Annotated in this window: 21 protein-coding genes and 1 riboswitch; of the genes, 7 read left to right on the top strand and 14 right to left on the bottom strand. The window is 64.1% G+C overall.

The annotated features are described in order from the left end of the window. Nucleotides 1-6: 6 nt before the first annotated feature. From gcvP to gcvT, 3 genes are read right to left on the bottom strand one after another with little or no spacing between them, the layout of a single operon-like run. Nucleotides 7-2,817, bottom strand: a complete 2,811-nt coding sequence (gcvP, locus tag FJ423_RS07070) for an aminomethyl-transferring glycine dehydrogenase (RefSeq protein WP_140840365.1) — start codon at nucleotides 2,815-2,817, stop codon at nucleotides 7-9. Nucleotides 2,818-2,833: 16 nt separating this feature from the next. After that, nucleotides 2,834-3,202, bottom strand: coding sequence for a glycine cleavage system protein GcvH (gene gcvH, locus FJ423_RS07065; protein ID WP_140840363.1), 369 nt, complete (start codon nucleotides 3,200-3,202; stop codon nucleotides 2,834-2,836). 7 nt (nucleotides 3,203-3,209) lie between these two features. After that, on the bottom strand, nucleotides 3,210-4,310 hold the full coding sequence (gcvT, locus tag FJ423_RS07060) for a glycine cleavage system aminomethyltransferase GcvT (RefSeq protein ID WP_140840361.1): 1,101 nt from the start codon (nucleotides 4,308-4,310) through the stop codon (nucleotides 3,210-3,212). Between the two features lie 149 nt (nucleotides 4,311-4,459). Continuing rightward, nucleotides 4,460-4,546: riboswitch (glycine riboswitch) on the bottom strand. A gap of 223 nt (nucleotides 4,547-4,769) precedes the next feature. Here gcvT and FJ423_RS07055 point away from each other — a divergent pair. After that, a complete protein-coding gene (locus tag FJ423_RS07055; protein ID WP_140840359.1) occupies nucleotides 4,770-5,774 on the top strand; it encodes a hypothetical protein in 1,005 nt (334 codons plus the stop codon). Here the strand turns inward: FJ423_RS07055 and FJ423_RS07050 are convergent. The 7 genes from FJ423_RS07050 to FJ423_RS07020 form a co-directional block, all read right to left on the bottom strand. Next, on the bottom strand, nucleotides 5,771-6,202 hold the full coding sequence (locus FJ423_RS07050; protein ID WP_140840357.1) for a GNAT family N-acetyltransferase: 432 nt from the start codon (nucleotides 6,200-6,202) through the stop codon (nucleotides 5,771-5,773). The two genes, FJ423_RS07055 and FJ423_RS07050, sit on opposite strands and share 4 nt — an antisense overlap. Further along, a complete protein-coding gene (locus FJ423_RS07045; protein WP_140840355.1) occupies nucleotides 6,202-6,993 on the bottom strand; it encodes a molybdopterin-binding protein in 792 nt (263 codons plus the stop codon). The genes FJ423_RS07050 and FJ423_RS07045 overlap by 1 nt, the downstream gene beginning before the upstream one ends. A 1-nt stretch (nucleotide 6,994) precedes the next feature. After that, nucleotides 6,995-7,867 (bottom strand): cytochrome b/b6 domain-containing protein, encoded by an 873-nt coding sequence (locus FJ423_RS07040; protein ID WP_140840353.1) that lies wholly within the window; start codon nucleotides 7,865-7,867, stop codon nucleotides 6,995-6,997. Between the two features lie 98 nt (nucleotides 7,868-7,965). Beyond that, nucleotides 7,966-8,637 (bottom strand): DUF1345 domain-containing protein, encoded by a 672-nt coding sequence (locus FJ423_RS07035; RefSeq protein WP_140840351.1) that lies wholly within the window; start codon nucleotides 8,635-8,637, stop codon nucleotides 7,966-7,968. Nucleotides 8,638-8,663: 26 nt separating this feature from the next. Then, on the bottom strand, nucleotides 8,664-9,131 hold the full coding sequence (locus FJ423_RS07030) for a YaiI/YqxD family protein (protein ID WP_140690756.1): 468 nt from the start codon (nucleotides 9,129-9,131) through the stop codon (nucleotides 8,664-8,666). Nucleotides 9,132-9,196: 65 nt separating this feature from the next. Further along, entirely contained in the window at nucleotides 9,197-9,766 is a 570-nt protein-coding gene (gene gfa, locus FJ423_RS07025; RefSeq protein WP_140840349.1) for an S-(hydroxymethyl)glutathione synthase, read from the bottom strand. A gap of 65 nt (nucleotides 9,767-9,831) precedes the next feature. After that, on the bottom strand, nucleotides 9,832-10,959 hold the full coding sequence (locus tag FJ423_RS07020; RefSeq protein ID WP_140840347.1) for an S-(hydroxymethyl)glutathione dehydrogenase/class III alcohol dehydrogenase: 1,128 nt from the start codon (nucleotides 10,957-10,959) through the stop codon (nucleotides 9,832-9,834). Between the two features lie 268 nt (nucleotides 10,960-11,227). On the opposite strand from FJ423_RS07020, the gene FJ423_RS07015 reads away from it, so the two are divergent. Beyond that, nucleotides 11,228-13,240 carry an acetyl/propionyl/methylcrotonyl-CoA carboxylase subunit alpha gene (locus tag FJ423_RS07015; RefSeq protein WP_140840345.1) on the top strand — a complete coding sequence of 671 codons (2,013 nt, stop codon included), beginning with the start codon at nucleotides 11,228-11,230 and terminating at the stop codon, nucleotides 13,238-13,240. 113 nt (nucleotides 13,241-13,353) lie between these two features. Further along, the gene (gene dnaE / locus FJ423_RS07010) at nucleotides 13,354-16,878 is read left to right on the top strand and encodes a DNA polymerase III subunit alpha (protein WP_140840343.1); all 3,525 of its coding nucleotides are present in this window, start codon (nucleotides 13,354-13,356) and stop codon (nucleotides 16,876-16,878) included. Nucleotides 16,879-17,024: 146 nt separating this feature from the next. Here the strand turns inward: dnaE and FJ423_RS07005 are convergent, their stop codons facing one another. Then, nucleotides 17,025-17,912: a DMT family transporter gene (locus tag FJ423_RS07005; RefSeq protein WP_140840341.1), complete on the bottom strand. Its 888-nt coding sequence runs from the start codon at nucleotides 17,910-17,912 to the stop codon at nucleotides 17,025-17,027. Nucleotides 17,913-18,090: 178 nt separating this feature from the next. Between FJ423_RS07005 and FJ423_RS07000 the strand changes: the two genes are divergently transcribed. Then, nucleotides 18,091-18,594, top strand: a complete 504-nt coding sequence (locus FJ423_RS07000; RefSeq protein ID WP_095765098.1) for a hypothetical protein — start codon at nucleotides 18,091-18,093, stop codon at nucleotides 18,592-18,594. Nucleotides 18,595-18,598: 4 nt separating this feature from the next. Here the strand turns inward: FJ423_RS07000 and FJ423_RS06995 are convergent, their stop codons facing one another. Beyond that, a complete protein-coding gene (locus FJ423_RS06995; protein WP_140840339.1) occupies nucleotides 18,599-19,927 on the bottom strand; it encodes a DNA polymerase IV in 1,329 nt (442 codons plus the stop codon). Nucleotides 19,928-19,992: 65 nt separating this feature from the next. Between FJ423_RS06995 and FJ423_RS06990 the strand changes: the two genes are divergently transcribed. Beyond that, nucleotides 19,993-20,568 (top strand): GNAT family N-acetyltransferase, encoded by a 576-nt coding sequence (locus FJ423_RS06990; RefSeq protein WP_140840337.1) that lies wholly within the window; start codon nucleotides 19,993-19,995, stop codon nucleotides 20,566-20,568. Nucleotides 20,569-20,717: 149 nt separating this feature from the next. Continuing rightward, the gene (locus FJ423_RS06985) at nucleotides 20,718-22,295 is read left to right on the top strand and encodes a hypothetical protein (protein WP_140840335.1); all 1,578 of its coding nucleotides are present in this window, start codon (nucleotides 20,718-20,720) and stop codon (nucleotides 22,293-22,295) included. Nucleotides 22,296-22,304: 9 nt separating this feature from the next. Here FJ423_RS06985 and FJ423_RS06980 read toward each other — a convergent pair whose 3' ends face one another. Beyond that, nucleotides 22,305-22,958, bottom strand: coding sequence for a hypothetical protein (locus FJ423_RS06980; RefSeq protein WP_095765102.1), 654 nt, complete (start codon nucleotides 22,956-22,958; stop codon nucleotides 22,305-22,307). Then, a complete protein-coding gene (locus tag FJ423_RS06975; RefSeq protein ID WP_140840333.1) occupies nucleotides 22,955-23,254 on the bottom strand; it encodes a DUF3572 domain-containing protein in 300 nt (99 codons plus the stop codon). Before FJ423_RS06975 ends, FJ423_RS06980 begins: the two co-directional genes overlap by 4 nt. Before the next feature lie 240 nt (nucleotides 23,255-23,494). On the opposite strand from FJ423_RS06975, the gene FJ423_RS06970 reads away from it, so the two are divergent. Next, complete coding sequence (locus FJ423_RS06970; protein ID WP_027166515.1) at nucleotides 23,495-23,866, top strand: response regulator; 372 nt, start codon at nucleotides 23,495-23,497, stop codon at nucleotides 23,864-23,866.

Genomic DNA, 23,866 nt, shown 5'->3' with positions numbered 1-23,866 from the left:
CAGACGCTACTCGGCCGCGCCGAGATATTCCGACAGCGGCGGACAGGAGCAGACCAGGTTGCGGTCGCCGGCGACGTTGTCGATGCGTGAGACCGGCGGCCAGTATTTCGCCGCCAGATCGGCGTCGCCCGCCGGATAGGCCGCCTCCAGTCGCGAATAGGGATGCTTCCATTCACCGGCAAGCGCTTCCGCCGCGGTGTGCGGGGCGTTGACCAGCGGGTTGTCGCTGGACGGCCACTCGCCCTTCGCCACTTTCGCCGCCTCGGCGGCGATGGCGATCATCGCCTCGCAAAACCGGTCGAGCTCACGCTTGGGCTCGGACTCGGTCGGCTCGACCATCAGCGTGCCGGCAACCGGGAACGACATCGTCGGCGCATGGAAGCCATAGTCGATCAGGCGCTTGGCGATGTCATCGACGCTGATGCCGGCGCTGTCCTTGAGCACGCGTGTGTCGAGGATGCACTCATGGGCGATGCGGTCGCTTCTGCCTTTGTAGAGCAGCGGGTAGTGCGGCGCGAGCCGCGTCGCCACATAGTTGGCCGAGACGATCGCCGTCTCCGTCGCTTGCTTCAGGCCGGTGCCGCCCATCATGCGGATATACATCCAGGTGATCGGCAGGATGGAGGCGCTGCCGAAGGGCGCCGCCGCCACGGCATGCGCCGAGCCTTCGGTGACATGGCCCGGCAAATAGGGTTTCAGATGCGCCCTGACGCCGATCGGACCGACGCCCGGGCCGCCGCCGCCATGCGGGATGCAGAAGGTCTTGTGCAGGTTCATGTGGCAGACGTCGGCGCCAATGTCGCCGGGACGGGCGAGGCCGACCAGGGCGTTGAGGTTGGCGCCGTCGAAATAGACCTGGCCGCCATGCTCGTGGATCAGCGCGCACAGATGACGCGCGCCTTCCTCGTAGACGCCATGCGTCGAAGGGTAGGTGAACATCAGCGCCGCGAGGTTCTTGGAATGCTCATTGGCCTTGGCGCGCAGATCGTCCATGTCGATATTGCCGTCGTCCAGGCAACGCACGACGACGACGCTCATGCCGGCCATCGCGGCGCTTGCCGGATTGGTGCCATGCGCCGAGGACGGGATCAGGCAGATCGTGCGGTGGCCTTCGCCGCGCGCGCGGTGATAGGCGCGAATGGCGAGCAGGCCGGCATATTCGCCTTGGCTGCCGGCATTGGGCTGCAGGCTGACGGCGTCGAAGCCGGTGATTTCCGACAGCCATGCCTCCAGGTCGGCGGCCATTTTGCGATAACCCGCCGAATGGCCGGCCGGCGCGAAGGGATGCAGATTGGCGACGCTCGGCCAGCTCACCGGCATCATCTCGGCGGCGGCGTTGAGCTTCATGGTGCAGGAACCGAGCGGGATCATCGTGCGGTCGAGCGCCAGGTCCTTGTCGGCCAGCCTGCGCAGGAAGCGCATCATCTCGGTTTCGGAATGATTGTCGTGGAAGACCGGCTGGGTGAGGAATTCCTTGCCGCGCGGCTTGCCCGGCATGGAGCTGCCTTCAGCCGCGCCGGGCTTGGCGCCAAACAGGGCAGCGATCGCCTCGAGATCGGCTTCCGTCGAGGTCTCGTCGAAGGCGATGCTGACATGGTCGGCATCGATGACGCGCAACAGCCGGCCGGTCTTCTCGGCGGCTTCTGCGATCGAAGCGGCCTTGCCCTTCACCTCGGCCGTGACCGTATCGAAGCGCCTCGCGCCGAGCACCGAAACGCCGGCTGCTTTGAGGCCCGAGGCGAGGCGGCCGGCCAACGCGTGGATCTGCCCGGCAATTGCCTGCAGGCCGGCGGGGCCGTGCCAAATCGCATAGGCGGTGGCCATGTTGGCCAGCAGCGCCTGCGCGGTGCAGATGTTGGAGGTGGCCTTGTCGCGACGGATATGCTGCTCGCGCGTCTGCAGCGCCAGCCTGTAGCCCGGGCGGCCCTTGGTATCGGTCGACTGGCCGACAAGGCGGCCAGGCATCAGGCGGGTCAGCTTGTCGGAGACGGCGCAATAGGCGGCGTGCGGGCCGCCGAAGCCCATCGGCACGCCGAAGCGCTGCATCGGACCGACGGCGATGTCGGCGCCGAGCTTCGCCGGCGCATCCGTCAGCGTCAGCGCCAGCGGATCGGCGATGAAGACGACCAGCGCGCCGGCGGCGCGGGCCTTCTCGATCGCCGCCTTGTGGTCGCCATAGACGCCGAACGTGTCCGGCCAGGAGACGAGCAAGGCGGCGGTGTTGTCGTCGATCGTCTCGCCGTCGACCTCGATGTCGAGCGGCTCGGCGCGGGTGCGCACGACGTCCAGCGTCTGCGGATGCGGCGTGCCGGCAAGCGCCACCTTGGTGCGCTTGTCGCGGTGGTGGCGCAGCGCAATGCCGACGGCTTCGGCGACCGCGGTCGCTTCATCGAGCAGCGAGGCCGACGCCACCGGCAGGCCGGTGAGCTCGGCGACCAGGGTCTGGAAGTTGAACAGCATCTCCAGCCGGCCCTGGCTGATCTCGGCCTGGTAGGGGGTGTAGGCCGTGTACCAGGCCGGGTTCTCGAACAGGTTGCGCTGGATGACCGGCGGCACGAAGACGCCGTGATAGCCGGCGCCGATGAAGCTCTTCAGCACCGTGTTCTTCGCCATGATCGCCGACAATTCGGCCAGCGCTTCGGCTTCGCTCGCCGGAGCGGGCAGGTTGAGCGGCAGGTCGAGGCGGATCGATCTCGGCACGGCCTGGCTGATCAACGTTTCGACGGATGGAACGCCGATGACGGCGAGCATTGTCCTGACGTCGTTGACGCCTGGGCCGATGTGGCGGGCCGAGAAGGGAATAGGTGCTGCGGTCATTTCCAGGATCCTGATATCAGCCGATATGGGCTCTGTAGGCGGCTTCATCCATGAGGCTGTCGAGCTGGCTTTCGTTGGCCAGCCTCATCTTCCAGAGCCAGCCGTCGCCGGTCGCGGCCGAATTGACCAGCGAGGGGTCGGCCGACAGGGAGGCGTTGGCTTCGGTGATCTCGCCGTCGACCGGCGCGTAGACGTCCGAGGCCGCCTTGACGGATTCGACCACGACGGCGGTGTCGCCCTTGGCGAGCTTGCGGCCGATTTCCGGCAGCTCGACGAAAACGAGATCGCCGAGCTGTTCCTGCGCATAATCGGTGATGCCGACCGTAGCGACGCCGCCGTCGACGCGCAGCCACTCATGGTCTTCCGTGAAATAGGTCTTTGCCATCTGAAAATCATCCTTTGCGGTAGCGATGTGGGGTGAAGGGCAGGGGCGTGACGTCGACCGGGATTTTCGTCCCGCGGACATCGGCAAAGAGCTTCGTGCCGGCCTTGGCCAGCGCGGTGTTGACATAGCCCATGGCGACCGGGTGGCCCGCCGAGGGGCCGAAGCCGCCCGAAGCGACATGACCGGCCGGATGGCCGTCGGCGTCGATCAATGCGGCGCCCGAGCGCACCGGCTGGCGTCCATCGGGCTTCAGGCCGACGCGCTTCTGCGACGGCCCGCGCTCGATGATCGAGCGCAGCGCGTCGGCGCCGATGAAATGACCCGAGGCGCGGATATCCTTGGGAATCGCCCACATCAGTCCGGCGCTTGCCGGGTCGATTTCCGGCGTCAGGTCCTGGCCGTGCAGGCAAAGCCCGGCCTCGAGCCGCAGGCTGTCGCGGGCGGCAAGGCCGATCCACTGCACGCGCTCGTCCCCCAGCAGCTTCGCGACCAGATCCCGCGCGTCCGCTTCCGGCAGGCCGATCTCGAATCCGTCCTCGCCGGTGTAGCCGGAGCGGCTCATGAACCAGTTTTGCCGGGGCTCGACCCCATGCATGAAGAGCAGCGAGCCGGTCTCGATGCCGGCCCGCGCCAAAGCTGCCCAGGCGTCCGGCCCCTGGACCGCCAGGAAGACGCGGTCGAGCGGATCGACCCTGGCATCGAAACCGGCAGCAAGCGCGCGCAGATGCTTCTCGTCCTCCACCGCGTTGCCGGCATTGGCCACCACCATGAACCGGTCATCGCCTAGGCGAGTCACGATGAGGTCGTCGATGATGCCGGCAGCCTCGTTGAGGAAGAAGGTGTATTTGGACTGCGAGATTTCCAGCGCGCCGGCATCGAGCGGACAGGCGCGGTTCAACAAAGCGATGGCCCCCGGACCGGAGACCTCGAACAGCTTCATATGCGAGATGTCGAACAGGCCGGCATGCTCGCGCGTGTGAAGATGCTCCTTCATCACGCCGGGTGGGTAGGTGAGTGGCATCGACCAGCCGGCGAAGGCGCCGAAACGCGCGCCCGCGGCCTGATGCAAATCCTCAAGGGGGAGGTGTCTGGTGTCTTGGCCCGTCATGTCTTCTCCAGAGTCGCACGGCGATCGACCGCCATTGGCGGCCTAGTCGTGCCCCTCTGTCTGAAGCCTGAGAGACTCGCGCCCCGTAACTCTGTCGGCAGCGCTTACACCTTCGGCGCGGGAAGATTCCCGACTTTCCAGAGTTGTCTTTCCCGTCCACGGTTCTTTTGCCTGAGAGATTTCGGGCGATTTCCCCTTCGGCGACAGCTTGCGCTGCTCTCTCCCGCAAACAGGTAGGACTCAGTCACCTAAGTCCTCGACGTGTCATCCATAGCCCGTCGGCGACACCTTGTCACCTCCCAGCGACATTTTAAGCGCGCCCTGCTTTTCAGCGACATGGATTGGCTGACAAGGCTTCGCTAACCACGCCGTTTGCCGGTTTCTCAAGACAATGCTGATAAAGCTTGGCGGGGTAACGCACTCAGTTCGCCGGCAACGGGCGACGGGCAGGGACGGCAAATGGGCGAATTGATCATGAGCGCTCCGGTGGCGGGGCTGATCTCGAAGAACAAGATCACGGCCGAAGACGTGACGGTGCTGCGGCGCGAGGTCTTCGCCGACGGCGTGGTCAGTCGCGGCGAGGCGGAGGCGCTGTTCGCGCTCGACCAGACGGCGCGCGACAAATGCGGCGAATGGGCGCCGTTCTTCGTCGAGGCGGTGACCGACTACATCGTCCACCAGGAAAAGCCGGAGGGCTATATCTCCGAGCAGAATGCCGACTGGCTTGTCCGCACCGTCTCGCGCGACGGCATGGTCGACGGCCGCACCGAGCTTGAACTGCTGGTGCATGTGCTGGAGGAAGCGAGGTCCTCCCCCAGCGAGCTCTCGGCCTATGTGCTGGAACAGGTCGCGCATGCGGTAATCGACGGCAAGGGTCCGCTGATGCATGGCGGCAGCCTGGTTCCGGGCCATATCGCCAAGGCCGAGGTCGATCTGCTGCGGCGCATCCTCTATGCCTATGGCGGCGATGGCAACATCGCCATCAGCAAGGCCGAGGCGGAGGTCCTGTTCAGGATCAACGACCGGACCGCGGCAGCCGACAACGATCCGTCCTGGAGCGACCTCTTCGTCAAGGCGATCGCCAACTACGTCATGTGCTCGACCGGCTACGAGCCGCCGACGCGGGAAGTGGCGCTGCGCCACGAGAACTTCCTCGACGAGGCAGCGCCGACGCTTGGCGGCTTCTTCAGCCGGATGGTGTCGGGTGGTTTCGCGGCGATCCTCGAAGCCTATCATTCGCCCGGTGATATCGAGGCCGAATGGGAAGCCAGGAACCGGGCTGCTGAAGCGCTTGCTCGCCGCGCCGAGACGATCGACGCCAGCGAGGCCGAATGGCTTGCCGAGCGTGTCGGCGGCGGCCGGCGGCCGCTGCGCGACAACGAGCGCGCGCTGCTGACGCTGATCAAGCACGCGGCGCCGGAAATCCATCCGACGCTGAAGCCGCTGCTTGAGAAAGTGGCTTAGGCGTTTCCTGCAATCGTCTTGCAAAGAATGATGTTGGAATGGCCTTCGGGCCAGCCGGTCAATTCGGCCATGCGCTCGAAGCCGGCCTTTTCGTAAAGGCCCGGCGCCTGGAAGTCATGGGTCGAAACCCATATCCGCAGCGAGCCGCGAGCGGCGGCTTCCGCGACGAAGGCATCGAGCAGCTTCCTGCCGAGGCCAAGGCCTCGATAGGCTTCGTCGACCCACATCAGCGTGAGCTCGGCAATGCTCGCCCAGGAATACCCGGCGGCGACCCCGACGGCGCGGCCTTGCTCATCCCGCAGCGCAAAGACCAGAGCACGGTCGTCGCCACGACCGGTCAGCCGCCGGTTGTCGTTGTCGAGACGCTCCTCGATGGCACCAAGCTCGGCGGCCGCTAGACCATGCTCGGCCTGCAGGCGAGGGGCCATCAAATCCCGCCATACCAGTCGTAGCCATTGTCCTCCCAGTAGCCGCCGCGGCCGCCGCCGACATTGGCGAAACTGTCGACCAGCTCGATCTTGTAGATGTATTTCGGCATCTTGTAGCCGAGCTGGCGCTCGACCCGCACGCGCAGCGGCGCGCCGTTCTCGACCGGCAGGGGCTTGCCGTTCAGGCCGTAGGCAAGAATCGTCTGCGGGTGGCGGGCGTCGATCAGGTCGATGGTGCCGTAATATTTTATGTCGCCGGACAGGCTTTGCTCGATCGTGTCGAGGCAGTGGAACATGACATAGCGGGCCTGCGGCTTGACCACGGCCTGGTCCAGCACCAGCGACAGCGGCGTGCCGGTCCATTTGGCGATGCAACTCCAGCCTTCGACACAGTCGTGGCGGGTGATCTGGGTGCGGCTCGGCATGTTCTGAAGCTGCTCGCGGGTCAGCGAAAGCGGCTTCTCTACAAGGCCTGAAACCTCGAGGCGCCAGTCGGCGAAACTGTTGGCGAGCAGGCCCTTGTAGGTGTCGTCATCGGGCGCCGTGACGCCGTTCGGCCGTTGCGGTTGGCGGATATCGGCCTCGGTGAATTCCGGCGCCAGCGCGTCCCGCCCGGCAAGCAGGCGCTGCGCGCGCCAGGTCAGGCCATTGGCGTTTTCGAGGAAGCTGCGCAGTCCGCCGCCGATGCCGAGACCGCTGTCGAATACGTCGCAACCCGACAGCGCGATGCCGGACAGGCCGAGGCTGGCGGAGGTGAGGAACTTGCGGCGGCTGATCTGGAATTTTGCCATGTCAGGCGCTCCTCTCGGTCGGCTCAACGTGCTTCGCAGGCGGGTCGGTGCGGTACCAGCCGGTGATGATCGAACGCAGCTCGTTGATCGGGCCGGCGGCGAGGATCATCAGGATGTGGACGATGAAGAAAAGCACGAGCAGCACCATGACGGTGAAGTGGATGGTGCGCGCCGTCTGCCTGCCGCCGAGGATTTCGTTGAGCCAGGGCAATACCGAATTCATGCTCGGCGACATTGCGAGGCCTGTGACGATCATCAGCGGCAAAAGCACGAAGAGCACGCCGCCATAGGCCATTTTCTGCAGCGTGTTGTATTCGCGCGTGTGGTGGAACTTCAGCTTCGCATGATCGACGATGTCGCGCGGCAGCTTGCGCAGGTCTGACACGCGAGGGGCAAGATCGCGACGGATATGGCCGTTGACCAGGCTGGCGATCAGCCAGATGAGCAGGGTCGTGGTCAGGATCCAGGCGAAGAAGAAATGCACCACGCGGGCGGTGCCGAGGTCGTAATAGGACGGGATCGTGGCCCAGGAAGGGAAGGCGCGGGGCGTCTCTTGTCCCGGGGGACCCGACCAGCCGAGCACGCCGGTTGTGTCGAAGCGATGGCCGAAGATTTCAGTGAAGCCGCGCGGACCGTTGGCGGTGTTTTCGGCGCCGATCTGGAGGATCGTGTTGTTGAACTCGAAGCCGGACTGCTTGCCGACATAGAGCTGCGGCCGCGCGTTGAAGATCTGCAGGCCGGAAAGCAGCATGAAGAACAGCGAGAAAGCCCAAATCCAGTGGGTCAACCGCGTCCAGCGCGATTGCCGGTAGATGAGGGTCGTGTCTTTGCCGTCCGCCTCGGCGGCGGAATGGTTGTTGGCAACGGTGTCCATCTTGCCTCCGGCCGCCTCAAGCAAGCGGCTTCTCAGGTCATTGTCTCCCCCTCAATACGTCGCCGCACAAGGCAATGTTTCATGCGATCACGGATTTATTACGGAGAGCCCAGGCTGACCGCGAGATTGACTGCCGCCGCGACGATCACCGTGTTGAAGAAAAAGGTCAGGATCGAATGAACAAGCACGACCTGCCGCATTTGCGAGGTGGTGACGGCCGTGTCCGCCGTCTGCGCCGTCATGCCGATGACCGTCGCGAAATAGAGGAAATCCCAGCCTTCCGGCCTTTTGCCGCCCGGAAAATCGAGGCCGCCGACCGGCATCTTCTTGTGGGTTTTCTCGTCGATCCCGTCGCCATCCTTCCAATAGACGTGCGCGTAGTGCAGCGACGCCATGGCATGGATTGTGAACCAGCCGAGCGGGATCGACAATATGGCGAAGGCGAGCTGCAGGGGATGCGCGGCATCCTTGCGGTTGATCAGCAGGAACAGCGAGACGATGGCCGCGCCGACGACAAAGAGCGTGACGGCAAAGATCAGCAGCACGGGCAGGTCGGTCGCGCGCGCATTCTTGCGGAGATAGCGGCCGGTAAGGCTCGGCATCAGGGTCAGCACCAGGGCGATATAGCTTGCAAAGAACACATTGGCGCCGATCGAGTAGGGGAGCGGCCAGCGCAGCAACAAGGCAAGCAGCAGTGCCGCGATGCCGATGGCCGCGGCGAGGGCGAACTGCATGTGCCGATGCATCGGCGTCTTGAGATCGTCACCCATGGCCCGAGGCCCTTGAAGACGTTGGATCAGTCCGGTGTGACGGATTTGAGCGCGCGCCGCAAGATGCGGTCGAGCTCGCCGAGAAACTGGGAACGGTCCTTCGGTGTGAAGGAGGCATTGAAGCCCCGGCTTTCGCCGGTCTCGCGAAGATGCTGCTTGAGATCGCGCATCGCCACCGCCATGCCGATGGTTTCCGGGGTGAAGGGGCGGCCGGTGGGGCCGAGCACATGCGCACCGAGCGCCACCGTGCGCGCAGCAAGCGGAATGTCGGCTGTCACTACGACATCGTTTGCCCTGGCGTTCTCGGCGATCCAGTCGTCGGCCGCATCCGCGCCTTTGGAGACGACGACGTTGCGGATCATCGGATCGCGCGACGGCCGCAGGCCGCCATTGGAGACATAGGTGACGACGACGCCGTGGCGCTCCGCGACCTTCTCGACCTCGGCCTTGACCGGACAGGCATCAGCGTCGACATAAATGATGGGGGCAGGCAACCTTATCTCCAAATGTACGAAAGGGCCGACATAGGCCGGCCCCTTCGCATGAAATTTCGCAATTGTCAGGCCGCCAAGGCTCCGGACTTCTTGGCGGTCCAGGTGGCCATATAGTCCATCAGGCCGGGATTGAGGCAGTCATAGGGCTCAAGCCCGATCGACTTCAGCTGGCCGCGGATGCCGGCCATGCGGCTCGGGTCGACGCCGGATTCGATGATCGAGGAGACGAAGGCGGCGAAGCCCGGCGGCGACCAGCCATCCTCCTCGAAGCGCTCGGGATGGATGAAGGACAGGCCCTTGAAGGGATGGTCGCGCTCGACCGGGCCGTACATGTGGACGCCGCAGCCGGTGCAGGCATGGCGCTGGATCAGCGCCGCGGGATCGACCACCTTCAGCTTGTCGCCATTCTCGGTGACGGTGACATCGCCAGTGCCGGCGACGGCCACGACCGAGAAGATAGCGCCGTCCGGCTTCCAGCATTTGGTGCAGCCGCAGGCATGGTTGTGGGCGATCTGGCCCTTGACCTTCACCTTCACCGGATTGCTGGTGCAGGCGCAGACCAGCGTGCCGCCGGCAAAGCTCGCGCTCTCCCTCGGCAAACCGTTGTCGATCTTCGGATGCAGTTTTTCAGGCATTGAGTTCCTCCCTTGTTGAACCTGTGCAACTTCAGTCGCTGGCCATAGGTCGGCGGCTTGTTTTCTCAGTAAACCACGACGCTGCGGATCGACTTGCCCTCATGCATGAGGTCGAAGCCCTTGTTGATGTCGTCGAGCTTCAGCGTGTGGGTGATCATCGGATCGATCTGGATCTTTTTCTCCATGTACCAGTCGACGATCCTCGGCACATCGGTGCGGCCGCGCGCGCCGCCGAAGGCGGTGCCCATCCAGGTGCGGCCGGTGACCAGCTGGAAGGGCCTGGTCGCAATCTCCTGGCCGGCGCCGGCGACGCCGATGATGACCGACTTGCCCCAGCCGCGATGCGAGGCTTCCAGGGCCTGGCGCATCACCTTGGTGTTGCCGGTGCAGTCGAAAGTGTAGTCGGCGCCGCCGATCTGGTCGGCGCCGCGCTTGGTCAGGTTGACCAGGTAAGGCACGATGTCGCCGTCGATCTCCTTCGGATTGATGAAATGCGTCATGCCGAACTTCTCGCCCCAGGCCTTCTTGTCGTTGTTGACATCGACGCCGATGATCATGTCGGCGCCGGCAAGGCGAAGACCCTGGATGACATTCAAGCCAATGCCGCCGAGGCCGAAGACCACGGCGGTTGCGCCCTGCTCGACCTTGGCGGTGTTGATGACCGCGCCGATGCCGGTGGTGACCCCGCAGCCGATGTAGCAGATCTTGTCGAAGGGGGCGTCGGGATTGACCTTGGCCACCGCTATCTCGGGCAGCACGGTGAAGTTGGAGAAGGTCGAGCAGCCCATGTAATGAAACAGCTTGTCCTTGCCCATCGAGAAGCGCGAGGTGCCGTCGGGCATCAGGCCCTGTCCCTGCGTGGCGCGGATGGCGGTGCAGAGGTTTGTCTTCCGCGACAGACACGACGGGCACTGCCGGCATTCGGGCGTGTAGAGCGGGATGACATGGTCGCCCTTCTTGACCGAGGTCACGCCCTTGCCGACATCGACGACCACGCCGGCGCCCTCATGGCCGAGGATGGCCGGGAACAGCCCTTCCGGATCGGCGCCCGACAGTGTGAACTCGTCGGTATGGCAGATGCCGGTCGCCTTGACTTCGACCAGCACTTCGCCTTCGCGCGGCCCCTCGAGGTCGACCTCCATGATCTCCAGCGGCTTTCCGGCGGCGACGGCGACTGCGGCACGCGTTTTCATCAGGCGTTTCCTCCCAAGGCAATCAGTAAGTTTCAGGTTACGGCAGGCCGTCGTTCCCGCCTGGCGGGGCGAAATCTCTGCCCGCCGTTTGTTTCTCCGAGCCCATCGACCACCTTATCGCTTTCCTTGCTGGCGGCCAACTTCCCTTGCGACGTTTTTCGGCGCGGCAGTCGCAATTCGAGCAAGTCGGATGCGCACCGGCCGGCCACTTGAGACATGGCGGGATTGTCCATAGAACTGGACCGCTTCGCCGGAGGACGACATCCGAATGTTCAAGAAAATCCTGATCGCCAATCGCGGCGAGATCGCCTGCCGCGTGATCAAGACCGCGCGCAAGATGGGGATTGCCACCGTCGCGGTCTATTCGGATGCCGACCGCGATGCCGTGCATGTCGAGATGGCCGACGAAGCGGTGCATATCGGACCTTCGCCGGCGGCACAGAGCTATCTGTTGCCTGAGAAGATCATCGCCGCCTGCAAGCAAACCGGCGCCGAAGCCGTGCATCCGGGCTATGGCTTCCTCTCGGAGCGCGCCTCTTTCTGCGAGGCGCTGGAGAAGCAAGGCATCGTCTTCATTGGGCCGAAGCCCAAGGCCATCAAGGCCATGGGCGACAAGATCGAATCGAAGAAGTTCGCCAGCCAGGCCAAGGTCTCGACCGTGCCCGGATGGCTGGGCGTCATCGAAGACGCCGACCATGCCGAAAGGATCGCCGGCGAGATCGGCTATCCGGTCATGATCAAGGCCTCGGCCGGCGGCGGCGGCAAGGGCATGCGCATCGCCTGGAGCAAATCGGAGGTGCGCGACGGCTTCGAGCGTGCGCGTTCGGAAGCGAAAAGCTCCTTCGGCGACGACCGCGTCTTCATCGAGAAGTTCGTCGTCGATCCCCGCCATATCGAAATCCAGGTGCTGGCCGACGCGCATGGCACGGCAGTCTATCTCGGCGAGCGCGAATGCTCGATCCAGCGCCGCAACCAGAAAGTGGTGGAAGAAGCGCCGTCGCCGTTCCTCGATGCCAAGACCAGAAAGGCGATGGGCGAGCAGGCGGTGGCCCTGGCCAAGGCCGTCGACTACCAGAGCGCCGGCACCGTCGAGTTCATCGTCGACAAGGACAAGAATTTCTATTTCCTTGAAATGAATACGCGATTGCAGGTCGAGCACCCGGTGACCGAGCTGGTCACCGGCATCGACCTGGTAGAACAGATGATCCGCGTTGCCGCCGGCGAGAAGCTCGGCATCAAGCAGAGCGACGTGAAGCTCAACGGCTGGGCGGTGGAGAGCCGCCTTTACGCGGAGGATCCCTTCCGCAACTTCCTGCCGTCGATCGGCCGGCTAACGCGCTATCGACCGCCGGAGGAGGGTACGTTCGGCGGCACCGTCATCCGCAACGACACCGGCGTCACCGAAGGCTCGGAAATCTCGATGTTCTATGACCCGATGGTGGCCAAGCTCTGCACCTGGGCGCCGACAAGGCTGGAAGCCATCGACGTCATGTCAGAGGCGTTGGACAGGTTCATCGTCGACGGCATCGAGCATAACATCCCGTTCCTTTCGGCGCTGATGCAGCATCCGCGCTGGCGCGAGGGGCGGCTGTCGACAGGCTTCATCGTGGAGGAATATCCGGACGGTTTTTCGCCGGTCGCGCCGGATGGCGAGGAGAGGGCGGTATTCGCCGCCGTCGCAACGGCGATCGAACTGCTGCGCCGCGACCGGCTCGACCGCCTCAGCGGCCGGCTGGCGCCGCATTCCGGACATCTCAAGCGCGATTGGGTGGTAAAGATCGGCGCTGACTATCTGCCGGTCGAGATCGTCGACGGCATGATTTCCATCCCGATGGAGGTCGATCTGTCGATCGATGGCGGCAAGCCGCTGACCGTCGCCTCGGACTGGCGGCCGGGCGACGCGATCTGGCAGGGCACGATCGGCGCCGACAAGGTCGCGGCGCAGATCCGTCCGACGCTGAACGGTTTGCGCATCGCCTGGAAAGGCATGTCGGTGACGGCGCGCGCCATGCTGCCGCGCATCGCGGAACTCGAAAGGCTGATGCCGGAGAAGCTGCCGCCCGACACCTCGAAGATGCTGCTTTGCCCAATGCCTGGTCTCGTCGTCTCGATCGCCGTGGCCGAGGGCCAGGAGGTCAAGGCCGGCGAGACGCTGGCCGTGGTCGAGGCGATGAAGATGGAAAACGTGCTGCGCGCCGAACGCGACCTCACGATAGCCAAGCTCAACGCCAAGCCCGGCGACAGCCTGGCGGTCGATGCGGTGATTATGGAGTTTGCCTGAGAAAGGGCGGTGCGGGACGCAAGCCTGTGTCGCGGTCGATTGTGCTGGACTGGCATGGCCCCGTCCGGGACAATACATCTGCACCGATGAGTCTTGGCACAGCGTGAAAAAACATGGCGGATGAACGACTTCCACGCGATCCTTTGCAGCGCGAAGCCGCAGTGAAGGCCGCGCGGCCGGAAACGCCGGCGCGTAGGTTCATCCATCTGCGCGTGCATTCGGCCTATTCGCTGCTCGAGGGCGCCTTGCAGCTTGGCGCGATCGTCGGCCATGCGGTCAAGGACGAGGCGCCGGCGATCGCGGTCACCGACACCAACAATCTGTTCGGCGCGCTGGAATTCGCGCAGAAGGCGGTCAAGGACGGCATCCAGCCGATCATCGGCTGCCAGATCGATCTGGCCTTTTCCGGGGAAGCGAGCGACGGCCAGCGCGACCGCCGCCGCCATGGGCCGGAGATGTCGCCGGTCGTGCTGATCGCCGCCAGTGAGGACGGCTACAGCAATCTCGTGCGGCTGATCAGCAAGGTCTATCTGGAGACGCCGCCAGGCGAGCCGGTGCATCTGAACAGCGCTATGCTGGAAGATCGGCGCGACGGGCTGATCTGTCTGACCGGTGGGCCGCGCGGTCCGATCGGCAGTGCGCTCAAAGCGGACCGGCGCGATCTCGCCGAACAGCGGTTGTCGTTCCTCAAAGGCCTGTTCGGCGACAGGCTTTATGTCGAGCTGGAGCGGGTCGCCGGCTACGATCGCATGGTCGAGAAATCGACCGTCGACCTTGCCTATACGCATGACCTGCCGCTGGTCGCCACCAACGAGGCCTTCTTCTCCAAACGCGAGGATTACGAGGCGCATGACGCGCTGATTGCGATTGCCGAAGGCTCGGTGGTTGCCGCCGACAACCGCCGGCGGCTTTCGCCTGACAATTTCCTGCGCGGCCAGGCCGAGATGGCGCGCCTCTTTTCCGACTTGCCCGAAGCGATCGACAACACGGTCGAGATCGCGATGCGCTGCTCCTACTATCCGAAGACCCGCAGCCCGATCCTGCCGCGCTTCACCGGCGCCGACGCTGCCGACAAGGACGCAGCCGAGAAGGCGGAGGCGGCCGAGCTTGCCCGGCAGGCGCGCGAAGGCCTGGAGGCGCGGCTGGCCGCGCACGGGCCGACGCCGGGCTACACGGTGGAGCAATATCGCGAGCGGCTCGAATTCGAGCTCGGCATCATCGAGAAGATGAAGTTCCCGGGCTACTTTCTGATCGTTGCCGACTTCATCAAATGGGCGAAGGCGCAAGGCATTCCCGTCGGGCCGGGGCGCGGTTCGGGCGCCGGCTCGCTGGTCGCCTATTCGACCACCATCACCGACATCGACCCGCTGCGTTTTTCGCTGCTGTTCGAGCGCTTCCTCAATCCGGACCGGGTGTCGATGCCGGACTTCGACATCGACTTCTGCCAGGACCGGCGCGAGGAGGTCATCCGCTACGTCCAGCAGAAATACGGCCGCGACCAGGTCGGGCAGATCATCACCTTCGGAACGCTGCAGGCGCGCGCGGTGCTGCGCGATGTCGGCCGCGTGCTGCAGATGCCTTACGGCCAGGTCGACAAGCTCTCCAAGATGGTGCCGCAGAACCCGGCCAACCCGGTCAAGCTGGCGGATGCCATCGCCAACGAGCCGCGTTTCGCCGAGGAGGCGGAGAAGGAGCCGATCGTGCAGACGCTGCTCGACACGGCGCAGAAGCTCGAAGGCCTCTACCGGCATGCTTCGACGCATGCCGCGGGCATTGTCATCGGCGACCGTCCGCTGTCCGAGCTGGTGCCGATGTACCGCGATCCGCGCTCGGACATGCCGGTCACCCAGTTCAACATGAAATATGTCGAGCAGGCGGGGCTGGTGAAGTTCGACTTCCTCGGCCTGAAGACGCTGACGGTGCTGGAAACGGCAGTGAAGCTGATACGGCGGCGCGGCGTCGACATCGATCTCGCCAAGATACCGCTCGACGACCCCGACACCTACGCGATGCTGTCGCGCGGCGAGGTGGTCGGCGTGTTCCAGGTTGAAAGTGCCGGCATGCGCAAGGCGCTGATCGGCATGCGGCCGGACTGCATCGAGGACATCATCGCGCTGGTGGCGCTCTACCGCCCCGGCCCGATGGAGAACATCCCGACCTACAACGCCAGAAAGCACGGCGAGGAGGAGATGGCCTCGATCCATCCCAAGATCGACCATCTGGTGAAGGAGACCCAAGGCGTCATCGTCTACCAGGAACAGGTGATGCAGATCGCGCAGGAGCTTTCCGGCTATTCGCTCGGCGAAGCCGACCTTCTGCGCCGCGCCATGGGCAAGAAGATCCGCGCCGAGATGGACAAGCAGCGAGAGCGCTTCGTCACGGGCGCGGTCGAGCGCGGCGTCTCAAAGCCGCAGGCCGATTTCATCTTCGACCTCCTGGCCAAGTTCGCCGACTACGGCTTCAACAAGTCGCACGCCGCGGCCTATGCGGTCGTTTCCTACCAGACCGCCTATCTCAAGGCGCATTACCCGGTCGAGTTCCTCGCGGCGTCGATGACGCTCGACATGAGCAATACTGACAAGCTGGCCGATTTCCGCCAGGACGCCATGCGCCTCGGCATCGAGGTGGTGCCGCCGTCGGTGATGTCGAGTTTCCGTCCCTTCGAGGTCGGCGAGAACAAGATCTTCTATTCGCTGGCGGCGCTGAAAGGCGTCGGCGACGCGGCGGTCGAGCACATCGTCGAGAAGCGCGGCGAGAAGCCGTTCAAGAACCTTGCCGATTTCTGCGAGCGGGTCGATCCCAAGATCGTCGGCAAGCGCGTCTTCGAAAGCCTGATCATGGCGGGCGCGCTCGATTGCTTCGGCCATGACCGCGCGCAGATGATGGCCGGCGTCGAGCGGATGATGGGCCTTGCCTCGCTGGCGCAGCAGAACGCCATCTCCGGCCAGGCCGACATTTTCGGCGCTTCGCTTGGGAGCCAGTCGCAGGCTCTCAACCTGCCGGCGACCGATCCGTGGCTTGCCGCCGACAAACTGCACCGTGAATTCCAGATCGTCGGCTTCTATCTTTCGGCGCATCCGCTCGATGAGTACAAGTCCGCGCTGCAAAAGATGCGGGTGCAGAACTGGGCGGAATTCTCGGCTGCGGTCAAACGCGGCGCCGCCGCCGGGCGCCTCGCCGGCACGGTCACCTCCAAGCAGGAGCGCAAGACCCGTACCGGCAACAAGATGGGCGTGGTGCAGTTTTCCGACACGACGGGACAGTATGAGGCCGTACTGTTTTCCGAAGGCCTGGCGCAGTATCGCGACATGCTGGAGCCCGGCAGTTCGGTGGTGATTATGGTTGCGGCCGAAGACAGGCCTGAGGGCGTGAACCTGCGCATCAACTCGGTGCAATCACTGGACGACGAAGCCAGCCGCATCCAGAAAGCGCTGCGCATCTTTGTCAGGGACGATGGACCATCGTCGATCATTCAATCGCAGCTCAAACAGCGTGGCGACAGTCAAGTCAGCATCATCGTTCTCAAGGGAGAGGCGCAGGGCGAGATTGAGATCGGCCTGGGTAATTATCGCGTCTCGCCGCAGATCGCCTCCGCCATGCGCGCGGTGCAGGGCGTGGTGGACGTGGAGTTGGTCTAGGTTGTGTTGATATTCAGGTGATGCCAGCCTGCAAATGCTGGTTTTGTGCGCTTCCGGTGCTCACGGACCCGAATGTCCGCTCCGCTCCGGTTCTCGAAAGCCACCATTTTCGGCTTGGCCTGACCTGAATCTCAACACACCCGAGCTCAGGGCGTTGCCGCCTCCGCCTCTGCCACCCGCGGCGTCTTCTTCTGCAGGTTGAGCAAATTGCCGGCGAGAATCAGAGCCGCGCCACCAGCGGTGAAGACGTCGATCTGCTCATGGTAGAGCAGCCAGCCGACCAGCGCCGTCAGCGGCACGCGCAGGAAGTCCATCGGCGAGATGATCGTGGCATCAGCATGGACCAGCGCACGGGCCAGGCAGAAATGCGACGACATGCCGGTGAAGGCGATGACGAAGATCCATGGCCAGAGCCCTGGCGAAGGGTTGTGCCAGCTGTAGAGAGCCGGGATCAGGCCAACCGCCGACTGGATGATCAGCATCCAGAAGATGATGCGCACCACGCTTTCGGTTTTGGTCATCGACTTGACCAGCACCATCGAGATGCCGAAGCAGACCGCGGCGCCCAAGACGACGAGGTGGCCCGGATCCATCGACCCGGCGCTGGGGCGCACGATGACGACCACGCCGATCAGGCCAAGCACGATCGCCGTGAGTTTCGACCGGGACAGTCTTTCCCCCAGAAAGCTGACCGCCAGGATCGCCGTCCAGATCGGCGTGGTGAACTCGATCGAGATCAGCGCGGCGAGCGGAATGAGCGTCAGCGCGTAGAGCCAGGCGGCCTGGCCGGTATAGTGGATCATGTTGCGGGCAACATGGGCGAACGGGCGCTCACTGCGCATCGCGGCAAAACCGCCGCTCATCATCACCAGCGGCAAAAGGATGAAGAAACCGATCACCGAGCGCAGCTCCAGCACCTGGAAGACGTTGAGCTCGGCCGTCGTCTCGCGGCCGGCAACCGACATCGCCAGCATCGAGGCGATTGACAGAGCCATCCAGAACGCGGCTTTTGGGATCGAGGGAGCGGGCGCCATTTGAGCCCTATGTCGCAAGCCCGGACCCGGGCCGCAACCGTTAGTGGCGTCATTCCACTGGGCCAGCGGAGCGGGCGTCAAAAAACCGTCATCGCGGCGGCGGAACCTGGCGGCTGAGCACCCGTTAAGTCCACGCCTTCCGTCGGAGGGCGCATGATCGCGAGAGGGAAACGTCTTGATGAAATCGACCGCCGCTTTGCTGGCCGCCGCCTGTCTTTTCTGCGCGACGGGCGCGCATGCCGACGAGGCGGCTTTCCTGCGATCGCTGCAGGGGAAGTTCGCCGGCAAGGGGACGGTCAGGATCAGAACGAACACGCCGGTGATGAACATCAACTGCAACTTCACTTCGGACGCGACGGCGGACTCGCTCTCGCTTGACGGCACCTGTCGTGCGTTGTTGATCATGTCGCGGGAAATCCGCGCCGACCTGAAGGTCGACGGGGCGAGCTACACTGGCACTTACATAGGTTCGCGCAGCGGACCTGCCGGGCTCAGCGGAAGCCGCAAGGGCGACGCAATCAACCTCGACATCCACTGGGCGAAAGTCGTCAATGGCGACCGCAATGCGGAGCTGACCGTAGAAAAGATCGGGCCGGACAATATGCGCATGACGGTGACCGACATGGATCCGGCAACCGGCAAGATGGTGGTGACGAGCCGGATCGACCTCAAGCGGACCTGACCCTTCAATCTTCCAGCGGCTCGGGCGGATTGGCGGCGCGGCCCTTGCCGAATGTATAGCCGGTCTCGACGGCTTTCCTGCCGAACTTGTCGCGCAGCGTGTCCATTGCGCCTTCGGCAAGCGCGCGCTTGCGCGACTGCACGTCGACCAGATCCGGCGGATCGGCCTTTTGGTCGTCGGAGAGGTCGCTGACGCCGATGCCGAGCAGGCGGAATTTTGTGCCGTCGGCCTCGCGGCGCAGCAGGTCGAGCCCGGTCTGGAAAATGCGATCGGCCAGGCGCGTCGGGTCGCCGAGCTGGCGGTTACGCGTGCGGGTCTTGAAATCCTGCGTCTTCAGCTTCAGCACCACGGTGCGGCCGGCGATGCCGGATTTTTTCAGCCGGGCCGAGACCTTTTCCGACAGCCCGCGCAGCACCGGCACCAGCTCCGCCAGGGCTCCGATGTCGTTGTCGAAGGTGGTTTCGGCCGAGACGCTCTTGGCATCGTCGTCCGGATCGACCGGGCGGTCGTCCTCGCCTCGCGACAGGCGGTAGAGCCGGTCGCCCATCACGCCATAGCGGCGCATCAGGTCGCCGCGCTCCATGCGCTGCAGCTGCCCGATCATGCGGATGCCGTCGCGCTCCAGCGTCGCGGCCAGCGCCTTGCCGACACCCCAGATCATCGTCACCGGCTGCGCGGCGAGGAAGCTTGGCGCCTCGGCTTCGCCGATCACGGAAAAGCCGCGCGGCTTGCGGAAGTCCGAGGCAATTTTCGCCAGGAACTTGCAGTAGGAGAGGCCGGCCGAAACGGTGATGCCGAGCTCCTTTTCCACCGTCTGCGCGAAGCGGCCCAGCACCAGCGCCGGCGGCATGCCGTGCAGCCGCTCGGTGCCGGCGAGGTCGAGAAAGGCCTCGTCGATCGACAGTGGCTCGACCTGCGGCGTCAGCGCCAGCATCAACGCGCGCACCTGGCGGCCGACACCGACATATTTTTCCATGTCGGGCGGGATCACCACCGCTTCGGGGCACAGTTCGAGCGCCTTGAACATCGGCATGGCCGAGCGGACGCCCTGGATGCGGGCGATATAGCAGGCGGTGGAAACGACGCCGCGCCGGCCGCCGCCGATGATGACAGGCCTGTCCTTCAGCGCGGGATTGTCACGCTTCTCGACCGCCGCGTAGAAGGCGTCGCAATCGATATGGGCGATCCGCAGCCGGTAGAGTTCGGCGTGACGGACAAGGCGCGGGCTGCCGCAGCGATCGCAGCGACGCGTCTCGCCGCGCTGGAGCGCCAGGCAGTCACGGCAAAAACCGTGTTCGGGATTGTTGACAGGAGCCGCCATCGCTGCGAACATAAAGAGAACAAATGCAATGGTACGACAGCGCAAGGCTGGCAACAAGCTTGGCCTGGGGAGAACGCATGAGCACGACCATCGCACCGCTGACTCCTGAACGTTGGCCCGATTTCGAGGACCTGTTCGGCAAGCAGGGTGCCTGCTACGGCTGCTGGTGCACGCATTTCCGGTTGTCGCCGGCGGAGCGCCGCGCCAGCGACAAAGAGCGCAACAAGGATCTCATCAAGGCGCGAATCGAAACAGGCCCGCCGCCGGGACTCTTGGCGCTCGAGGAGGGCAAGGCCGTCGGCTGGATGCAGGTCGGCCCGCGCGCCGACATCCCCGAGTGGAACAATCAGGGCAGGGGCTCGGCCCCGGTCGATCCCGCCGATGCCGGCGACCCGGCCGTCTGGGCGATCTCCTGCTTCTTCATCCGCACCAGGGCGAGGGGGCGGGGCATCACGCATCGCCTTGTCGAGGGCGGAATCGCTTTCGCCCGCGAGAATAAAGCGAGGCTGCTGGAAGCCTGCCCGATCGATCTGTCGCGCGATTCGCGCTCGATCGGGCTTTTCGTCGGCTCGTCACGGGTGTTCGAGAAGGCCGGCTTCGAGAGGCTGGTGGAGCGCAAGCCCGGCCGGCCGCTGATGCGCCTTGTGCTTTAGGTACTGATGCGCCTTGTGCTTTGGGCGCTGATGCGCCTAGCGCTTTAGCCGAATGAGCTTTTGGCCTACAGTCGGCGTCTTGCGGCTGTTACGCTTCTTGCCTACCAGAAGCATGAATATTTCGTCTTCCGAAATCACGGAGAACTGACGTGAAGCGTATTTTGCCATTTGCCTTTGCCCTCGCGCTCAGCGCGCCGGCTTTTGCCCAGACCGTCGACAATCAAGGCGCCAAAGATCTTTCCGACAATCTGGCGCGCTATTTCGGCAAGCAGGCGTTCGACAAGGGCGTGCTCAAGGTTTCGGTCGAGGGCGACGCCTACAAGATTGCGCTTGACGTCAAGGCGCTCGTCAATGCGCTGCCGGAACAGAAGCTCCTGAAATTCAACATGGCGCCATACGCGCTGATGGTGAAGCCGCGCAGCGACGGATCCTGGGACGTCTCGTCGAATTTCTCGCAAGGCGCATCCTTCGAGTTCGAAGGACCGGAAGGCCGTCAGAGCATGGAGTTCACGATCAAGGACGGCAAGCTGACCAGCATCTACGATCCGGCCCTTGCGGCTTTCACCAGCGCGACCAGCTCATTGGCCGGGATGACCATGACATCCAACGAAGCCAAGCAGCAGGCCGACGTCTCGACCGGCGCCGGCACCGCCACCGTTACCGCGACCAAATCCGCCAATGGCGGCGTCGACTTCACCGCCACGCAAAAAGTCTCGGACTTTGTCGAGATGATCAAAGTCGATGATCCCGAAAAAGGATTGAACTTCCCGGTCACGCTGAAAACACCGGAACTTTCGGTGGACGCAAACGGCAAGGGCGTGCGGACGAAGCCGCTGCTCGACCTGCTTGCCTTTGCCGTGGCCAATGAGGATGAAGCCAAGCTCAAGGCCAACCAGGCTGAGCTCAAATCGTTGATGCTGGCCGCGCTGCCCATCTGGGAAAGGATCGACGGCAATTACGGCTTCAAGAATTTCGAGGTCGACAGCCCTGTCGGTAAGTTCGGTGCCACGCAATTCAGCACCGCATTCGGCATGGACGGCATCTCCCAGAACGGCAAGGTCGATTACGCGATCAAGGCCGCCGGTCTGACGATCCCGCATCAGACCCTGCCGGAATGGACCGCCCCATTGCTGCCCACCGACATCGACCTGCATTTCGGCGGCGCCAATATCGATCTCGATACGATGGCGAAAAAGGCGATCGAAGGCTTTGATCTCAATAAGAATCCGCCGCTGTCGGACGAATTCGGCAAAGCTTTGGTCGCCGATTTCAAGGCCAAGAATCCGAAGGTCGTGATCGGGCACAGCACGGTGAAGAACGGCGCCATCGAAGTCGCGCTGGAAGGCGAGATGACCTTTCCCGGCGAGAAACCCGATGCGAGCGTGACCGTCGATGTCGCCGGCTATGACAAGATCGTCGATGCCTTGAAGGAAGCCGCCAAAAGCGATGAGCAGATGGCGCAGGCCTTCCCCTTTGCCCTGGCCGTCAAAGGCTTTGGCAAGACGCTGCCGGATGGCCGGCTGGAGTGGACGATCAACACCAAGGCCGATGGATCAGTCACGGTCAACGGCGCGATGCTGAAGGGACCGGACGCCGCCCAGGACGACAGCGCCGGTCAGGATGACAACTCAGGCGATGACGGCGCGGACGGAACGGATGATTCCACCGGCGGAGACGATTCGGACGGCGGCGACAATGGTGGGGCCGGAGCGAAGCTGAAGCCCTGAGTGCTTGGGTTAAAGCCCGAGCGCGGCCGCGATCTTTGGCGTCGCATCGCACCAGTCGTCGACCGAGATAATGTCTTCCGGCGTCGGTGGCAGGAAGGCGCGCAGCGAGTTGTCAGCCATCAAATGGAAGAGATGGGCATCCGCCACGGAGTTGCGCGCCGAAACTAGGTTGGAAGGCTGGTCGTCGACGAAGGCGACAGGCCGGCCCCCGACGCCGCGCAGTTTCGCGATGGCGGGTCCCTTGGCCATTTCCGTCGTCAGCAGCGGGTAATTGAGCCCCAGCGCATCGAGATGCGCACGGCGCACGGCGCGGTGCTTGTGCGGCATGGCGGTCAGCAGGACGATCTCGGCGCTTCGGCCGAGCATCGCCAGCGCGTCCGCCGCACCCTCTGCGATGCTTTGCCAGTCCGCCTGGGCGTCGAAGAAATCGCCGAGCAGCGCCGTCACTTCCGGCTGCTCGATCAGCCGCCCGCTCACCGTCTCGGCGATGTTGCCGGTGAGGCGGAAGGAAGCCAGCGTCAGCCCGAAGCCGCGCGTTTTCAGGAAATGCGGGAAGGGCCGGACGAATTCGAGCACGACATCGTCGACGTCGAGCACCAGCAGCGGCCGGTCATCCGCGGCAAGCTCTTCGATCTGCCGCGCCGTCTCGGGATCGTCGCTCATGTCGAGCGCTCGTGATCGTCGTCGCCGAGCGGAAGGGCGCGCAATGCCTTGCCGACGGCGGCTGGCGGCGTGCCGGTTTCCTCGGCGAAGCGCAGAAGCGTCGGCTCGTGTGCCAGGATGAATTGCAGAACGCCGGCAAGGAAGCCCGGCTCAGCTGCGGCCCTGCGGATCGAGTTCGCCTCGATGCCCGTGATCGCCAGAAAGCGGGGCAGAAGCTCCGGGTCGGCGGCGACGAAGGCCAGGGCCTTGACGGCAATGGTTTCCGCTCCCTCGCGCATTGACGCTGCGTTCGCCATCGTTACCTTTGCAATGGTGGATTTTTTCGAGTCTCCTTCCGCAGTAACGGCAAGCGTCGCTTGCGGCAAGCCTCCGCTCTTTCCCATGCAACGTCCGAAGGTGGAATTGGTGCAGCTTTCCAACCTCCGGTTTCCGTTTCGTCAATCATATTGGGCTAGAGTGGAAATGGGTTGGGTGCGGTCCGAAGGGGACGCATTGCGACGGCCTTCGGCTTCGAGGGCGGTCGGGACGGGAAACTGATGGCTAAGAAGGTGATGATCGTCGAGGACAATGAGCTTAACATGAAGCTCTTTCGGGACCTCATCGAAGCCAGCGGTTACGAAACGGTTCGCACGCGCAATGGCCTGGAGGCGCTCGACCTCGCGCGCCAGCACCGGCCGGACCTCATCCTGATGGACATCCAACTGCCGGAAGTGTCCGGCCTGGAAGTGACCAAATGGCTGAAGGAAGACGACGAATTGCATTCGATCCCCGTTATCGCCGTCACCGCCTTCGCCATGAAGGGCGATGAGGAGCGCATCCGCCAGGGCGGCTGCGAGGCCTATATTTCCAAGCCGATCTCGGTGCCGCGCTTCATCGAGACGATCAAATCCTATCTGGGCGACGCCTGA

Origin of the sequence: Mesorhizobium sp. B2-8-9, assembly GCF_006439475.1 — a bacterium.
Classification (GTDB): Bacteria; Pseudomonadota; Alphaproteobacteria; order Rhizobiales; family Rhizobiaceae; genus Mesorhizobium.
This window is presented reverse-complemented; position numbering and strand designations above follow the sequence as displayed.

Bases quoted from the DNA above. Each gene is read 5' to 3' on its own strand.
- gcvP (WP_140840365.1), bottom strand. From the start codon at position 2,817: ATGACCGCAGCACCTATTCCCTTCTCGGCCCGCCACATCGGCCCAGGC.
- gcvH (WP_140840363.1), bottom strand. From the start codon at position 3,202: ATGGCAAAGACCTATTTCACGGAAGACCATGAGTGGCTGCGCGTCGAC.
- gcvT (WP_140840361.1), bottom strand. From the start codon at position 4,310: ATGACGGGCCAAGACACCAGACACCTCCCCCTTGAGGATTTGCATCAG.
- FJ423_RS07055 (WP_140840359.1), top strand. From the start codon at position 4,770: ATGGGCGAATTGATCATGAGCGCTCCGGTGGCGGGGCTGATCTCGAAG.
- FJ423_RS07050 (WP_140840357.1), bottom strand. From the start codon at position 6,202: ATGGCCCCTCGCCTGCAGGCCGAGCATGGTCTAGCGGCCGCCGAGCTT.
- FJ423_RS07045 (WP_140840355.1), bottom strand. From the start codon at position 6,993: ATGGCAAAATTCCAGATCAGCCGCCGCAAGTTCCTCACCTCCGCCAGC.
- FJ423_RS07040 (WP_140840353.1), bottom strand. From the start codon at position 7,867: ATGGACACCGTTGCCAACAACCATTCCGCCGCCGAGGCGGACGGCAAA.
- FJ423_RS07035 (WP_140840351.1), bottom strand. From the start codon at position 8,637: ATGGGTGACGATCTCAAGACGCCGATGCATCGGCACATGCAGTTCGCC.
- gfa (WP_140840349.1), bottom strand. From the start codon at position 9,766: ATGCCTGAAAAACTGCATCCGAAGATCGACAACGGTTTGCCGAGGGAG.
- FJ423_RS07020 (WP_140840347.1), bottom strand. From the start codon at position 10,959: ATGAAAACGCGTGCCGCAGTCGCCGTCGCCGCCGGAAAGCCGCTGGAG.
- FJ423_RS07015 (WP_140840345.1), top strand. From the start codon at position 11,228: ATGTTCAAGAAAATCCTGATCGCCAATCGCGGCGAGATCGCCTGCCGC.
- dnaE (WP_140840343.1), top strand. From the start codon at position 13,354: ATGGCGGATGAACGACTTCCACGCGATCCTTTGCAGCGCGAAGCCGCA.
- FJ423_RS07005 (WP_140840341.1), bottom strand. From the start codon at position 17,912: ATGGCGCCCGCTCCCTCGATCCCAAAAGCCGCGTTCTGGATGGCTCTG.
- FJ423_RS07000 (WP_095765098.1), top strand. From the start codon at position 18,091: ATGAAATCGACCGCCGCTTTGCTGGCCGCCGCCTGTCTTTTCTGCGCG.
- FJ423_RS06995 (WP_140840339.1), bottom strand. From the start codon at position 19,927: ATGTTCGCAGCGATGGCGGCTCCTGTCAACAATCCCGAACACGGTTTT.
- FJ423_RS06990 (WP_140840337.1), top strand. From the start codon at position 19,993: ATGAGCACGACCATCGCACCGCTGACTCCTGAACGTTGGCCCGATTTC.
- FJ423_RS06980 (WP_095765102.1), bottom strand. From the start codon at position 22,958: ATGAGCGACGATCCCGAGACGGCGCGGCAGATCGAAGAGCTTGCCGCG.
- FJ423_RS06975 (WP_140840333.1), bottom strand. From the start codon at position 23,254: ATGGCGAACGCAGCGTCAATGCGCGAGGGAGCGGAAACCATTGCCGTC.
- FJ423_RS06970 (WP_027166515.1), top strand. From the start codon at position 23,495: ATGGCTAAGAAGGTGATGATCGTCGAGGACAATGAGCTTAACATGAAG.